This is a genomic window from Hymenobacter mucosus, from assembly GCF_900188255.1.
GTDB classification, from domain to species: Bacteria; Bacteroidota; Bacteroidia; order Cytophagales; family Hymenobacteraceae; genus Hymenobacter; species Hymenobacter mucosus.
This window is the reverse complement of sequence record NZ_FZNS01000006.1, coordinates 213654-229320: the sequence shown is the minus strand read 5'-3', so window position 1 is coordinate 229320 and position 15667 is coordinate 213654. Positions and strand designations below refer to the sequence as shown.

General features: G+C 56.0%; 12 protein-coding genes. 3 read left to right on the top strand and 9 right to left on the bottom strand.

The window, feature by feature from the left end:
• Positions 1–236: 236 nt before the first annotated feature.
• The 9 genes from CHB83_RS15600 to CHB83_RS15555 all read right to left on the bottom strand — a co-directional run bounded on the left by CHB83_RS15600 (position 237) and on the right by CHB83_RS15555 (position 13406).
• The gene (locus CHB83_RS15600; protein ID WP_055562299.1) at positions 237–1697 is read right to left on the bottom strand and encodes a hypothetical protein; all 1461 of its coding nucleotides are present in this window, start codon (positions 1695–1697) and stop codon (positions 237–239) included.
• Between the two features lie 412 nt (positions 1698–2109).
• Positions 2110–3615 carry a hypothetical protein gene (locus CHB83_RS15590; RefSeq protein WP_089333276.1) on the bottom strand — a complete coding sequence of 502 codons (1506 nt, stop codon included), beginning with the start codon at positions 3613–3615 and terminating at the stop codon, positions 2110–2112.
• A gap of 227 nt (positions 3616–3842) precedes the next feature.
• The gene (locus CHB83_RS15585) at positions 3843–7304 is read right to left on the bottom strand and encodes an acetate and sugar kinases/Hsc70/actin family protein (protein WP_089333275.1); all 3462 of its coding nucleotides are present in this window, start codon (positions 7302–7304) and stop codon (positions 3843–3845) included.
• Between the two features lie 73 nt (positions 7305–7377).
• The gene (locus CHB83_RS15580; RefSeq protein WP_143437152.1) at positions 7378–7803 is read right to left on the bottom strand and encodes a hypothetical protein; all 426 of its coding nucleotides are present in this window, start codon (positions 7801–7803) and stop codon (positions 7378–7380) included.
• Positions 7804–7965: 162 nt separating this feature from the next.
• On the bottom strand, positions 7966–9414 hold the full coding sequence (locus CHB83_RS15575) for a hypothetical protein (RefSeq protein ID WP_089333273.1): 1449 nt from the start codon (positions 9412–9414) through the stop codon (positions 7966–7968).
• A 206-nt stretch (positions 9415–9620) separates the two neighbouring features.
• Positions 9621–10013, bottom strand: coding sequence for a hypothetical protein (locus CHB83_RS15570; protein WP_089333272.1), 393 nt, complete (start codon positions 10011–10013; stop codon positions 9621–9623).
• 178 nt (positions 10014–10191) lie between these two features.
• Complete coding sequence (locus tag CHB83_RS15565; protein WP_089333271.1) at positions 10192–11556, bottom strand: hypothetical protein; 1365 nt, start codon at positions 11554–11556, stop codon at positions 10192–10194.
• 114 nt (positions 11557–11670) lie between these two features.
• Entirely contained in the window at positions 11671–12396 is a 726-nt protein-coding gene (locus CHB83_RS15560; protein ID WP_089333270.1) for a DUF4272 domain-containing protein, read from the bottom strand.
• Positions 12397–12404: 8 nt separating this feature from the next.
• A complete protein-coding gene (locus CHB83_RS15555; RefSeq protein ID WP_045688039.1) occupies positions 12405–13406 on the bottom strand; it encodes a sugar phosphate nucleotidyltransferase in 1002 nt (333 codons plus the stop codon).
• Between the two features lie 182 nt (positions 13407–13588).
• On the opposite strand from CHB83_RS15555, the gene CHB83_RS15550 reads away from it, so the two are divergent.
• The 3 genes from CHB83_RS15550 to CHB83_RS24230 all read left to right on the top strand — a co-directional run bounded on the left by CHB83_RS15550 (position 13589) and on the right by CHB83_RS24230 (position 15526).
• Entirely contained in the window at positions 13589–14167 is a 579-nt protein-coding gene (locus CHB83_RS15550; protein WP_045688040.1) for a LemA family protein, read from the top strand.
• Between the two features lie 73 nt (positions 14168–14240).
• Positions 14241–14702: a TPM domain-containing protein gene (locus CHB83_RS15545; protein ID WP_045688041.1), complete on the top strand. Its 462-nt coding sequence runs from the start codon at positions 14241–14243 to the stop codon at positions 14700–14702.
• Positions 14699–15526, top strand: a complete 828-nt coding sequence (locus tag CHB83_RS24230) for a TPM domain-containing protein (protein ID WP_089333269.1) — start codon at positions 14699–14701, stop codon at positions 15524–15526. Before CHB83_RS15545 ends, CHB83_RS24230 begins: the two co-directional genes overlap by 4 nt.
• Positions 15527–15667: the final 141 nt, after the last annotated feature.

Genomic DNA, 15667 nt, shown 5'->3' with positions numbered 1-15667 from the left:
GGTCTAAATACCGAACAAGTCTAGAAGCCCGACATACATCAAGCAACTCAATTGTTTTATAAGAATGAAAGTGTGGTGGAAATTCAGCTAGCCTCTTGCGTACCCGAGCCCATTCTTCGTTTCCATTAATCACCTTATGAATTGCGTAGTTTTTCAATTTCATGAGGTGAGAGCCTTCTTAAGTAGAGCGGAGGCAATGCCGCAGAGGCGGGTAACCACCTTCAATAAAGAAGTAATTACTGCGGCTGCACGCCGCCGAACAGCTTATCCATAAACCGCTGGAAACGGTTCTTGGAAGTGGCTTTCACCAGCACTGTATTCAGATTGGAAAGTTCGGAGAGCAGCTTGGCCTGAATCTGGGAGTCTAGTTCCACTTTGCGCATGAGTTCCCGCTGGGTGGCGGTTACGTCGCGGCTGAGGTCGGCTTGCTGCACGTTGAGGTTCTGGAAGGGCTCTAGCTGTTTCAGCAGCTTCTCGAAAACGTTGTCGGCGTTGAGCTTGTCGAAGTACTGCTGCCATTTCTCGTAAGCCAGTTGGGCTTGGCGCTCGTTGTAGGCCAGGCGTTGGCTCATCACGTCGGCGAGGCCTACCCCGGCCTGGTCGATATGTTGCTCGGCGCGGTCCTTGAGGTTGCGTAGCTCTACTTGATGCTTCTGGAAGAAGTCGAGCATGAGCTGCACCGAGTTGTTGTTGCCCCCTATATACTGGCCCAAGTCATTGATACCCTTCTCAAAGCCGCGCAAACGGTCCAGGATGCTGTTTATGCTCTCGGCCGACTGATACCCCTTGGCGAGCATATCGTTCAGCTTCTGCTGATAGCCCGTAAAGGCTGCAAACATCTCCGCCGATTCGCGCACCTTCTCAAACACCAGAATGTTGGCGGCAGCCATCTTGTCGTAGCCAATGGTATCGAGGCGCTCTAGGAAGTCGCTCTGCACCCGAATGTTCTGGGTGACCTTGTCCATCAGCGGATTAAACAACTCTACCTGCCCTACAAACTGCTGATTGAACGCATCCAGCACCGACTTTAGGTTGGTAAGGGAGCTAGCCATATCGGCGTGCAGCACGGGTAGCAAGCGCGCCTGCAGGAAGGTGTAGTACTGGTTTTGAAGCCGATCGAGCTGCTCGCGGGCCTGACGCAGGACGCCATTGCCGAGCAGGGTTAAGAGCAAGCCCACGAAAGAGCCCGTCATGGCAATGAGCACGCCGGTTAGGAAGGGCGTTAGGGCATTCTCGTCCGATACCCCGTTGCGGGCAATGCCCACCAACCCTAGAATTACCCCCAGGAAGGTACCAAGTAAGCCCAAGTAGAGTGGCGTAGCCACGTTGGCCTGCACACTGTTGTCCAGTACTTCACTCTGCCGCTCCGATATGTCTTTCAGAATGCCGAAATCAGCCGCCGCACCCTTGTTGTGGCGCAGGTAGTCATTAGTATCCAGCAGAATTTCCTGAAACTCAGGCGAAGCGTTTTCCGCCTTGATGAGGTTGGAGGCGAACGACTCCGGAGGAGCGTCGGCGGCGTAGTCGGGCAGGTCGCGGCCATCGGCCAGCACAATGCGCTGCTCGACACGTAACGCCTCTTTAGGAGGGTATAGCTGGCTGAGGCGTACCGCGTTGGCCTTCGTCCTCAGAAACGTACGAATCTGCAGGCCTACAACCACGGCCACCACCGCCACTTCAAGTATGATTTCAAGCATGGCTAAAACTACGCAACTTGGCTATGTGGTAGCCATTCGTCAGGCAAAAAGCCATGAGAGGGTACTGCAAGTAGGCTCCCAATTCGGCGACCACCCACCTTTTCCTGGATACGCCATTTCTGATACAGGCGAAGGCGAACGAGGTATATGTTGCGACGACGCTCCAAATCCTCAGTAGCTTTCTGTAGAAGCAGATCAGCAGCTAGATTGCTTTCCTGCATCCTACCTAGGCCGGATAACTCGAACTGCTCATTGTAAAACGCTAGCAGTTGTCTTTCATACCAGTTTCGGGGCAGTAGTTGGTGCTGCCTCAGCAACCCCATGCAACAAACCAGGCAGGAACGAAACGAACTGAGCCGCCATGCCATTGGCAAACTAGTATTTCGTGCCCGATGTAGGTGGGCCCGATAACTCATTCAAACCGAATGGCAGCCTTCTGCTCAATTTGCCAGTTTCCTGCCATCTTACGCAGCACCCCTTCTTCCTCCGTAACAATACGCGTAACAGGGCCAGCCGGCTGCTGATATTTGCAAGCTTCCCGGAGCGAGTACTGGGCGCTCTGAATGGCGTACGCGTGTACGGCGGGGTTAGAGGTTACACTGAACGTAGCTAGCTCCGGCCACTGAGGATCCAGATGAATCTCGTAGATACTATCGTGCTGGGGCTCGTCGCTGAAGTCATACTCGTTGAAGGTACCGTTTACGGGCACCTTTACGTAGCGTGTCCGGGGCAGATCAGCCGCCGCGACGGGTGGAGTTGGTAGTTGCACAGGCGGCACTAGGCTCTCAAACTCCTCTTGAGGCGTATCGGATGGGGGCCCCGCGGGCGGAACGGGTGTCACCGCAACTACATTCGTGGGCTGAGCCGGGGCGGCGTAAATAGCGGCCGTAGGTGGTGCCACGGGAGCCGCGGCCGGAATGGGTTGCGGTATTGGGCTTGCAATGGGAGCCGATGTAGGCGCTGGCTGTCCCGGTTGCGCTGATGCTGGCACCGCCGCAGGAGCAGCCGGTGCGGCAGCACCCACAAGTTGGCTACGAAGCTTCTTAACTTCTTCCTCCACGCGCTGCTGCACTAGCTTTTCTACTTCGCGCTGCTGCGCCGGGGTCAGGCGGTCAGCAGTGGTAGAAGCCGCTGCTACTTTTGCGCCGCTACCAGCCGGAGCGTTTTGCAAGGCCAGGATTTCGTCGCGGCGCTTATCAATGCGGGCACCTAGCTCCTTTTGAAAGCCATCAATGTTCTTGCGCAGCAGATAGTAGAGCACTAGGCTTAGCAAAGACATAATCAGGGCCAGCGGCCCGAAGAATTTGTTTATTAGGCTCTCTCCTGCTCCGCTGTTGGTTGAGGAGGCAGCAGTAGCCACGCCTGCTTCATCCAAGCCAGCATCGCCGGGCGCGGCCGCCGTCGCCTCGTCACTGGTAGCAGTGGTGTCTACGGTTTCGGCGGTGGCTACCTCGTCTGTACTTTGCTCACTGATGGGCGTGCCGTTTGCCACGTAGTTGTTCAGCGAGCTTTCCAGCGTAGCCAACCGCTGCATACGAGCTGGATCGGCCCGGCGGGCCGCGGATGACTTCAGCCGGTTAATGATTTCCGTAGTCAGCTTCTGCAACCTCGACTGGTTGGTACCAAGCCCCTTGTACATGGTTCCTCTACCCTCCAAAGGTTGATACAACAGGCTGTATACCTTTTGACTATCGGCCTTGATGCTGTTTTCAAACGCTTTCAACGAGCTGCCGCACTGCAGCCTATTCTTCAAGTTGGAGCGTCCATTGTCGTCGTACACGTAGCGCACTGTAGCGCACCAAATCTGCACCTTCTGCTCATCCAGCGTAGGCTGGCCTAGCGGCGTTTGGGCATGGCTGCCTGCCGCCATAAGCAGCAAGCCAGCGAGTAAAGAAGCAGCGAGGCGGGAAAGGGTCATAGGGTGTTGGGTAGGGGGAGAAAGCAAACGCAGGCCTCAGGGTCAAACCCTTAGTTCAGCCAGCGTATGGACAGAAAAACGCTAACCGTAACTAGCTATTTGACTACAAATAGCCACTAATTCTAGAGCCGCTCTGCATAGGATCTATGAGTGAATATCATAAGACTCCTCAATGCACAAGCACTATGTAGCCCAGGGCTGCAGCCCTGGGCTACTGGTTAGCACAATTACAACTCGCGGCTCAGGTTGTAGAGCGCCTGTTTCAGCGGCAGGAAGAACAGGGTTTCCGGCAAGGTTTCATCGGAGGAAAGCTGGCGCTGAAACTGGTGCAGGCCTAGGCTCAAGCTATCCTCGATTTCGCGCTGCAGAATGTCCTTCACGCGCTGACGGTCCACGTCTACACCTACTTCACGTAGGTAGGGCGCTACTTCGTCGCCTTCCAGTACGAGGGTGAGGTAGTTGCGCACGTTTTCCAGCACCGTGTCTTTCAGTGTGGCGTCCACCTGGTTTAGCTTCAGGCGCTGTTGATTCAGCTCGGTTCCTTCTACGGCGCCACTATACTTCACGGGTTTAATACTGTCGTAATCAGCCGTATTCGACTTCTCCTCGAAGAGCACGCCACCGTTGGTAGTAGCTTCCTTGGGATTATCGGCCAAGATAACGCGGAAGTTATGCGGCGGCTCCGTACCGGTTACGGCTTGGAAGATGGCTTTCGTAATCTTCTCGATGGCTACCAGGGAGCTGCCGCCGGCCAGCAGACGCAGGTAGAGGCTGCCTTTACCCGAGAAGCAGAGGTAACGCGGCGTTTTCAGACTGAGGTGCTTCACCAACTGCGCCGTGTGGTAGATGATGCTGGTGTAGTGCAGGTAGAATAGTACCCGCAACTGCCGGCCTTTGCCGAGGCCCAGGGCCTGCGTAAAACGTAGGGCATCGTCGTACTTGAACAGCAAGCTGGTTACATCAGCGGAGCCGAAATCGGTATTGCTGAGCGCGGCGCGCAAGTAGCCCTTATATTCCTGATTTTGCTCGGAGTCGGGCAGGCTTTCTACGTGGCCTACACCCAGGCGCAGGAGGCCGTTTTGCTTGGGCGCGCCCTGCACGCGGGCGTAGCCGTCGCCCCATAGGTCGTCGCCGGCGAAGCGGAACGAGGTGCTGTAGGCCGGTTTCTGGTCGGCGAAGAGCAGCAAGTCAGTGGTGCCGCCGCCGATGTCGATGTTCACCACGTTTTCGTCGCGGTTGGGCACTACCTGGTTAGTAGCTGTGAGGTAGTAGTACGGCGCCACCGACTCGGTGAGGCAGATAGTGGGGCGGCGCGTCTTGAACACCTGCTGGAACGACTCGTCCCAGACCTGCTGGAATTGGTTACGCAGGAAGCCATCGAAGCTCAGCGGCGCAAACCATACCACGCGAGTATCTTCCAGAATACCGCCATGCAGCGCCGCCTTGTGGCGAAGCAATAGCAGAATTTCCTTGAAGAAGGCCTCAATGCGCGACACGCCCTGGGGGTCTAGCTCCGCCGACCACTTCAGGTTGGTAATGAAGCGGTTCTGGGGTAGCTCCGAAGCGTTTTCGGTGTTGATGCTGAAGCCAATGTTGATGTTGCTGAGCACCTTGGCGGGCTCATTGGCAAACGACGTGGTTTCGCAAACAGCAGTACGAATGGGGAATTCATACACCGAGCCACCTTCACCCACAAAAGAGGGCACAAACTCCCGGTTCTGCAGGGTAGCAATGTAGGTCCAGATCTGGCCGGCGCCTGTACGGTAGCGTTGCGCAGCCGAGAGGCCCGCATCGGCTACCGGTGCGTGCAGCCACTCCACTTGCACATCGGCTTCGCCAATGGCCAGCGGGCGCGGGTGCGCGGTGGGCGAGTCAGCGTAGGCAATGTGGGTGTTAGTAGTACCGAAGTCCACCGCGAAGGTGAAGCGGCGGGTACCGCGGTCCAGCTCGCGCCAGCGCGGCACGAACAGGCCCCGGGCAGGCTCGGCACCAATGGTGGCAGGCGGGCAGGTCAGCTCTACTAAGTCGAAGTGGGTGCCGGTAACCTCATAGTAGGTGCTGCCGGCGGTGGCCATGCTCTTCTGGGTGCGCTCGTAGCGGGTGGCGCGGCGGGCGGCACCCTGCTCCGTGATTCGCTCCCCGTTCACGAAGAACTGCAGGTCGTAGCGTCGGCTGAGCATGGTGGGCGAGTTGTCAGCGTCCACCAGCATTACCTTGTAGAGGTCGTTGTACTCGGGCTGGTAGCGCACCTTGTAGAAGGGGAACACGCCCACGCCTACAGTAGCCTTCACAATGCGGCCCTTCTCCAGAATCTCGCGGCCCTGGGCATCCTTCGGGTTCTGCGGATTGGTGTAGTAGCTGCGCTCAAACGTGATGAAGCGGCCCGCCTGCACCGGTACGCGCAGCTGCACGCGCACGTGGCTCAGATCAATGGTGAAGGTGAGCAGCTCGGCCAGCTCATTCTCGGTGAAGTACTCGAAGAACGCCTGTTTCAGCGGCAGCAGGTAGGGGAACCGGGCGCGGCCCTGACCGTCAGCGCCGTACTGGAACGTGACTTTACCCGTGTGAAAACGCTGTGTATTCAGCTCATAGGGCAGTTCTACCAGCGAATCTTCCAGCAAGTCGCCTACCGTGAGGTAGGGATACTTGAAGCCTTTGCCGGGCAGCACGCGGCTTTCCAGGGCTACTTCGTCATAATAGGGTACCGGCGTGCGGTCGTCCCAGGGCTGGCCGTTGAGGTAGTTGGCGCCGGGCATCGTCAGGTTGGGGCGCAACACCAGTGGCCTAGGCCGACCGGCAATGGCTTCGCGCGTGGGCTGAATGAACAGGTCGGAGCTGGTCACAGCCGACTGGTCGGCGCGGCCGGGAAGCGGCACACCTTTTACGCTCACCAGGTTGCCGTGCACGTCTACCAGCGCGGGGTAGCGGGCCGCAAACTGCTGCGCGCTCCGGTCGCCCTGCATCTGGAGCTGGTTGATTTTGCTGCGGTCGAGGCCGGCATACACGCTGCCCGCAAACTCGCGGCGCTGCAGCTGCGGGTAGGCCAGGAACAGCTCATACACGAACTCCCGGAACTGCGGGTCACGGTCTTCGAGCAGAACGGTTTGCTTATCGAAGTAGTGGCCGCGGGCCTGGGGACGCTCCAGGTCGAGGGGCTTCACTTCGGGGCCGGTGAACAGAATGGTCAGCGGTGAAGTACCGCCTAGCAGGCGCGTGCCACCCGCCAGCTCCGGCGACTCATAGTACACCAGGTACATGTCGGTAAAGTCGCGGAAGCGCTCGTCCTGCATGTACAGCTGCAGCGTTTCGCCCAGCAGACGCGTGCCCTCTTCCTGCCGCATCCGGCGGATTTCGGCCTCGGCATTCCAGCGGCGCAACGTGATTTTGCGGCCCGCCTGGGTGTAGAGGTGGTAGTTATAGAGCAGCTCCAGCAAGTCCCAGAAGTGCGTCGTCAGCTCGTGGTACACCGAGCCGGGGTTGCGCTGCCCTTCGCGAGCCAGGAAGTCGAAAGCCGTTTCAAACAGGTGCATCCGCGCAAAAGGCGTCGGAATGCTCACGGCTAGGTTGCGGGATTTGCCGCCCGCCGGGTCCGTAACGGTATTGATTTCGGTGCTCGTTACCGGCGCCGTTTTCTGCCAGCCCTGAACCTGCTGGGAGCCATTATTATGTAAGCGAAGGACTTTGGCCATATGCTGCTGAAATCTATTCTAAAAAGCTAGTTCCTCTCCTCAGCTGAGGAGGGGTTAGGGGCAGTGGAGTGGCCTAGGGTGTGTTTCCTAAGCTATTGCGTTGAGTCTGTCCAAGCATCTCTACTGTTTGCTGAAGTTCAGTCCATCTATTCACCATTAATGCATAAAACGAAGCCTTAGCTGTTGTTTCATAGTTGTCATCAAGCGCGGCTACCTCTGCATCAAGAAGAGTGGAAATGACTAGATCAATATCTTCAACTGTAAGACTGACCTGAAAGAAGGCGGTCCAGCTATTTTGATTGTTGTGTAGAATTGGTTTGCTGATTTCTCCATTTGCTATGATTTCGGTGATGCTTCGCACCAACTTCTGGTGGCCAGCCTTCTCCAAAAGCTCACGAGTAGTGTTGAGCGTAGTAAAATCAAGAACATTGCCTTGCTCTTTTAGACGCTTATACTCGCTTGCGGTCATCTTCAAAGTGAAAATGGCTAGTTCAAACAAAGTGGTAGAGATGCTTCGGCTCCGCTCAGCATGATGTTCCTTTTAGAACATCATGCTGAGCGGAGTACATAAACAACGTCAGCAACGGGGTCAACCACCCCAGCGTCGGCTGAGCCGCCGCGTCCCCTCCTCATCTGAGGAGGGGAGTTTTAGTTCCTCTAACTACACCACCTTCACCTTCTCCTCAAACGCCTTGTCGGTCACATCATAGAACAGTTCCAGCATCTTGCGGAAGCTGTCGGGCTCTTGGATGGACTTCTCGGTTTTGTTGAGGTTGTCGAGGAGGTAGTTGTGGCTGAGACCTTTGTTGAAGAAGTCATTCCACTTCTTTTCCACGGGCTTGCCGAGGATCATGGCGTTGAAGTCGTCGGTTTGCAGGTCGAAGGGGCGGAAGGAACGACGGTTCTGGGCCAGCTCCTGAAGCCACTGATCTACGCCCGAGTCCTGGCTGTGCAGGAAGGTGTTCAGCTCCCGGAAGATGGGCTCGTTGCGCATGGCGTAGTCCAGCTTCAGGTTGTCGGCATAGGGTGCCTTGTCGGTGGGCAGGTGCTGCTTGTGGTAGCGCGTGAAGTACAGGAACTGCGTGAGCTGCTTGGCAATGATTTCGCGCGACTCATCGGGCAGGTGGCTGAACTGGATTTCCGGGGCGTCGGCCTGTAGGCCATACTCGTGGAAGTGCGGGCCACCGGTGCGCAGCTCGGCGGGCGAGTAGCGCATGAAGTCTACGATGCTTAGGGCCGCCAGCAACTCAATTACGTGGGCCTTGTTCTTCTGCTGGGTGCCGCCGGGCTGGTTTTCGTAGGGTGTATCGGGCGTGTCGGCGAGGTAGTACAGCGCATCGAGGCCTTGGAGGTTATGCTCGTAGTAGCTGAGCGCCGCCTTGGTTTTCGTCAGGAAGTTGTTGGAGTCGATGACGGCGTTGTCTTCGCTTTGGAGGGCGAAGTAAGGCATCACCGTTACCGCGCCGGTGGGCGCATCACGCAGGTAACGGGCGTTGCTGAGGCGCGTATTGGTGTCCTTCAGATTCTTGAGCATGAGCGGGAAACCCGCTGCCCCTGTACCACCGAAGATGCTCGACACGAAGAATATCCGGTCACCATCCTGGAAATTGTCGGCAAAAAACCGCATTTCGGGGCTTTCCACCAGCTTGTTCAGCACAATGCTGCCCACGTTCGGGGAGCCGCGGAAGCCAATGGTCAGGGGGCTTTCGAGGTTATCCTGGGTGAAGAGCAAATCCACGAGGCCCTTGGAGTCAACTGAAAGTCCATCGTAGCTCAGGTACTGCCGGAAGCTCTGGTTAATGCCCCCGAAGTCGAAGATAAAGGTATCCTTCACCGAGCCGTTTACATCTTGCGAAATACCGCTCAGAGTGCTGATATCGGTCTTGAAGAAGCCTTCCTCGCGGGGGCCGAGGCGCTTATAAATCTGCTGGTAGCTCTGCAGCAACTGCACCGTTCGGTTCATGTCGCCGTTGTGGGCGTCGGGGTCGATGATGATGGGCACTACCCGGTCGCAGTTGGGCAAATCTACGCCCGCGGCCAGCAGCATGGTGAGCGAGCGAATCACGCGAGAGCCCGTGCCGCCAATACCGAATAAAAAGAGTTTAGCCATGAGTTGCTGATGTTGAACGAAACTCCCCTCCTTGGCTAAGGAGGAGCTGTTCAGCCGCAAAGCTGAACTGGGGTGATTGGCTTATTGCTGATGTTATTTGGTTGAACAATACGTAGTAGTAACGTTCAACGCCTTGGTCAATCACCCCTGCCCCCTCCTTGCTTGATGCGCAACATCATCTGGGAAGAGGAACTAGTTTTTAAACTCTAGAACGGCGTAGTACTCGCGTTGGTGGAGCCTTTGCGCAGAATGAGGGAGAAGATAAAGAACCAGAAGATACCTAGAATGGCGTTCCAGGTGGCCAGCCAGTAGATGTAGCTGTGGTCCGTGACCTGCTGAGCGTGGGCTTGCCCAATAGCCACTCCAAAAGCAATGAGGGCATTCAGTACTAAGAAAATAGCCCAATGCCGGCCTTTATTGAAGGTAGCCACACCCATTGCCCGGTTGATGACATAGTAGAATATTACCACTAAGGCCAGCGAAATACCCAAGTTGAGCAACCCAATGTTGGGGAACACTACGTCGCGATACACCGGGGTATCGGCGGGCGGTTGGGGTGAGCCGATGAGTTCGTAAATGGAACGGAACAGTGCTTTCATGGAAGGAGATAGGGCGAAGAGATACTTCGCGAATCGTTGAACGATAAGGGCAGAACGAAATTGTAGTCGAACCCACAACTGGGAAGTAGAGGTACAACCACTACCGAATGAACGAAAACCATTCCAGATTGAACCGAAACAGGCTGTTCGCTAGGGTTAGCGGCAACGAAGCAAAGGCTTACTCGCCTGGCTGTAAGGTCAGTGGCAACTCAAAAATCTGCCGGGCACCGCCTTCTTGTGAAGGTGCTAGGCCGTCTAGCAGTGAGCTAAGCGCAAAGGTTTTGGACGCCGGTGTTGCATCGTTTTTGGTTGTCCATTGCGCTACCCAAGCGGGGCGCTGGTCTTGTAGGCGGAGCACCAGCGGACGAGCAGCTTTGGGCTGTCTAGTCAGGCGAACTTTGGCAAAGTGCGTGAACTTACTTTCCGGTCCGCTGCTCGCTTTGGTTTGGTCGGTAGCGGCCATTACATCCAGCAATGTGGCGTCGGTGTCTACACCTTGAAGCTTTAAGTTCTGCTTGAGGTAGGCAACATCGCGGTACTGGCCGGGCAACCTACTTAGGTCGATGCCGACGACAAACTCGACGGGTTGCTGGGCTGATGCTTCACTTACAGCTACCACGCGGTAGGCATCGGCAGTTTGCTTGCTAGCCCCTGCGTCGCCGTAATACCAGCTACCCTTGTTCTGAAATTTATTAAGTAAGGAGTAGTGAGGACGCAGGTATGTGACGCCGAAGTGAGCCTGTTTCGCTGGCTGTTGCTCCAATAAGGCGGCATCGAAGCGGCGTACCGCGTCGGCTGGCCCTAGCACCCAGATGTAGTAAGGAATTTCCGTGTCGCAGCAGTTAGTTTTCTTACCGGCCGCTTTTAGGGCGGGGTAGTATGTACCGCGGAAATCAGAGGTGTACCCGTACACTGAAACACCAAGTTCGGGGTGGCTACCACTGCGGCTCAGCGCGTCCGTAATGTCGGTTTTGATGTAGGGAATGGCACCCGCATTTTTCGGCGAGTAGATAAAGTCCGAAATCAGCACGCTTACAGTACCAGGCTGGTAATAATTGCTCATCAGTGTATCAAGCACCGAGGGGATGTCGGTGCTTTTTGCGGGCTGCTGAATTCCGCTGCGCACGGTGCTGGAAATGCCTTGGTAAGAATCTTCGTAGGGCTTTTCCTTGATGCGGTAAAACGCTTTCTGGCGAACTGTAGCGGTGCGGTTCACTTCCGACAGAAACTGGGCTACATGCTGCTGAAATTTAGTATTCTCGCCGCTCGCCCCCGTTTTGGGCATAAAGCCTTCCATCGACCCCGACACTTCCAGAAACACGTTCACGGCCTGTAGAGGCTGCGTGGAGTTTGCAGCTTCCGTAGGGGTAGCCGTATTAGGCGACACCGCCGCAGGAACCTCAGCGGGTGGTACAGCAGTAGGGGTTCCGGTAGCGGTTCCCGCCTCCGTTTTCATATCGGAGCGGGAGTAGCAGCCGGGCAACAGGGCAAGCGAGAGGCCCAGCGCGGGCCAAAGACGGGAAAAGGAAGTCAGGTAGCGCATCGGGCTAAAGTAACGACATTCTGCCCGCGCCGGATACATCTTGTGGTTGAGAAGTTGTAGCCTACCTGTTTCCCTTGTCTAAAGTTGATGGTATTACCCTTCGGCTTAAGAGAGTTACGTACTCATTTCCACATCGTCCCATGCATACTGTCGGTTGTAAATCCACTCCAGCGCTTTGCGCCTCTCATATATTAATGACTCCGATACGATGGCGGCCCGGCCATGTAGCCGCTCATCTACACAGTACCAGTGTAGCCGATAATAATAGTCCAGCATATGGTACAGTTCAGCCACCGGTCTTAGGGCTTGAAGTTTCGCAAGCTTTTCATTGCTCTCCCCTCGCTCTAAGTTGGGTAATAGCGACGCCATATTATCGCCGCACCACTTCACGGGGTCCAACGTAGGCACCATACGCGTAGCCCACATCATAGCCCACAAGCTCTCCATACTCCAGCGTAGATTTGTTAACTCCTGCTCCGTGAGTTGCTCATTATCCTTTGCTAGTATAGCCGCCTCTTCCGGCGAAAGGTGGCCGAGCAGATTTTCTTGCGCGAGCCATGCGCTTATGACTGCAACGGGCGCCTGAAAGGAAATATTGATCAGTGCATTTAACACACTCATGCGGCCACAAACTTCCGCTACTTCACGTAGTTCTGGTGCATCTAGCAGCGGCAGCCAGTCGCAGATGCGGCCACCGAGCGCCAGCACTTTTGCCTCAGACTCAGTTTTAACACGCTGACGAAACTGCTCGGTTATATGCTCAGTCGGCAACGAATTGGCTTGCTGCTCTGCTGGTGTGCTTGCCGCTAAACCAAGCAGTTTCTTCAGGGAGTTGAACATAGCCCCGCTTAGCTGTAGTCAATCTCGGTGTTGTCGCCGATGTTGAGGCTGTGACGAGTACCCTTGAAGAGCGCATCAGAACCCACAATGCAGTCGTGCATAACGGCTGAGCGTAGTTCACTGTACGACCCAATGATGGAGTCACTCAGAATGGTATTCTTAACAATGGTCCGGTCGCCGATAGCCACGTTGGGACCAATGATGGAACCACTGATCTGGCAATCATTCCCAATGCTGACGGGTGGAATGATGATGGTATCCGGAAACTCGGGATATTCTCGGCGCTTCAAGAACTCCGGCAAATTGAGTAGCCGCGCATTCGCTTCCAGCAGGCTTTCCTTGCGGCCGCAGTCAAACCAATTATCTACGGAAGTAGTGGTCATTTCCGCGCCATCTTGAATCATGAGCATCAGGGCATCGGTGAGCTGAAATTCCCCGTGGGTACGCTGGTTCTGGTCGATGATGCGTTCGAGGGCCGTGGCTAGCCAATCGGCATTGGCTATTTTGTATAGGCCCACCATGGCGTAGTTAGACTTCGGGATGCGCGGCTTTTCTACCACCTTGGTCACGCGGCCGGTAGCACTCGTCTCCACCAAGCCAAACATAGACGGTGTTTTCACCTCTTTCACGCCGAGCACGTTGCCGGGGGTGCGCATCATCTCCTGCAGGTCTACATCCACAATGGTGTCGCCCAGCAAAATCAGAATACCCTCTTTCTCAGTCCTGAACTGGTCGCGGGCCAGCCAGAGCGCGTGGGCAATACCCTCGCGCGGCTCCTGCACCACGAATGAAGCTAGCAGCTCCGGATACTGCCGGCGCACGTAGCGCTCAATCTTTTCACCGAGGTAGCCAATGATAAAAACGAACTCTCTCACGCCGGCTTCCACGAGGCGGTCGATGATGTGGCCCAAGATGGTATTGCCGGCCACGGGCACCAGCGATTTAGGCTGGGTATGCGTGTGCGGACGCAGGCGCGACCCGATGCCGGCAACTGGAATGACTGCTTTCATGTAGAAGAAGCGTAACTAAGCACGCAAAATAGTGAATCGGGGCCGGAGCTGCATCCGACACAACCGCTGTGGCCTGAATTCGTACTTTGCAGCGCACCGAGCGTAAACCGGCGCACCCTGGCTAGGGTTTGGTGTCATCCATTGTTTCTCCTTTTTCCCAACTATTTATTCTTCCTGCACACATGAAACGTTTTCTGCTCTATTTCGCCGGTATACTGCTGCTGCTCTCGCAATCTTCCTGCGGGTACAACGGCATGGTTAGCCGTGACCAAGCCGTGAAGGCACAGTGGGCTAACGTGCAAAGCGCCTACCAGCGTCGCTCCGACCTTATCCCGAACTTGGTGAACACGGTGAAAGGCGCCGCCAATTTTGAGAAAACTACCCTGACCGATGTAGTAAACGCACGGGCCAAGGCCTCGAGCGTTCAGCTGAATGCCGATCAGCTAACTCCCGAGAACATTCAGCGCTTCCAAGAGGCCCAAAGCCAATTGAGCAGCGGCCTGGGCCGCTTGCTGGCCGTATCGGAAAACTACCCTGAGTTGAAGGCCAACGCCAACTTCCAGGAGTTGCAATCCCAAATTGAAGGAACTGAAAACCGCATCAACGTAGAGCGGAACAAGTTCAACACCGTAACCAACGACTACAACGGTTTTGTAAAATCCTTCCCTAACAACCTGTTTGCGGGTGTGTTTGGCTTCAAGGAGAAAGCATACTTCGAAGCCGATGCTGCTTCGCAAAAAGCACCTACCGTTCAGTTCTAACTCAGTTGCCAGCTGCCAGCTACCGGTTTGTTTCCGCGGCCGGTAGCTGGCCACTGGCCATCGGCAACTGAATATGAATAACCTTCTCACTCCCGAGCAAGAAGCAGCACTGGTAGCCGCCATTCGGCAGGCCGAACTGCGGACATCTGGCGAAATTCGGGTACATCTGGAAGACCACTGCCCCACCCCCGAACCACTCGACCGAGCGGCCCAGGTATTTGCTGAGCTAAATATGCACCGTACTGCCCAGCGCAATGGTGTGCTATTTTACCTGGCGTGGCAGAGCCGACAGTTTGCTGTCATCGGCGACGCGGGCATCAATGCTGCCGTGCCCGACGACTTCTGGGAAACTACTAAGGAAACAGTGCTACAAGAGTTTCGTGCTTCGCGGTACGTGCCAGGCCTAGAGCAAGGCATCCGGCGCGTAGGCGAGCAGCTCCGGCGCTACTTCCCCTACGACGCTGCTACTGACAAGAATGAGCTCGACGACTCTATCTCTTTTGGTGGTGGCGAATCCCAGCCTCCTCGCGTATGACATCCCCTTCCCTTCCTATAGTTCGCACCTGGCTTCGCCCCTTTCTACTAGCTGTATGTGTGTTACTTGGCCTGGGTAGCGCCCTGGCTCAAGACATACCACCGCGCCCAAACCCGCCGCGCCTTGTCAACGACGTGGCCGGGATGCTGACCCCAGAGCAAGTAGCCGCCCTAGAACAGAAGCTGGTGGCTTACGACGATAGTACTTCTTCCCAGATTGCCATCGTGACGGTGCCCAGCATTGGCGACTACGATATTGTAGACTACGCGCAGAAGCTGGGCGAAGCCTGGGGTATTGGTAACAAGGGCCGCAACAATGGTATTTTGCTACTAGTAGCAGAGCAGGAGCGCAAGGCCCGAATTCATACCGGCTACGGCTTAGAAGGCGCAATAACCGATGCCCTATCTAAGCGCATTATTTCTAACACGGTTGTACCTGCTTTCAAAGAACAGCGGTATTATGAAGGACTAGACCGCGCAACGGATCAGCTTATTGCCTTAGCGAAAGGGGAATATAAGGCTGATGCTACTACCCAGAACCGGCCACGTGCCCAAGACAGCGGAGATTCTAGCTGGACGTTCTGGATTGTCATCGGCATCTTGCTACTCTTCATTCTGCTCCGCAACCGGGGCGGCGGTGGCGGCGGGCGCCGCAACCGGGGCTTTGGCGGGGGTATGGTTCCTCCCATCATTTTCGGCGACTTTTCCGGCGGCCGCGGCGTATTTGGCGGCGGTGGGTTTGGTGGCGGAGGTGGCGGCGGGGGTGGCTTCGGCGGCTTCGGCGGCGGTAGCTTCGGCGGCGGCGGCGCTTCCGGCGACTGGTAACCCTCTGTTACTCCGCATCAGCTATGGCACAGGCAGCTAGGACCAACCTAGCTGCCTGTGTACGTTTTTAGCCTCGTGCGCAGTTGGAAGCACGAGGCATTCTTGTGATAACGGTAGAGCTAGTTTGCCCTCATCTTGGCA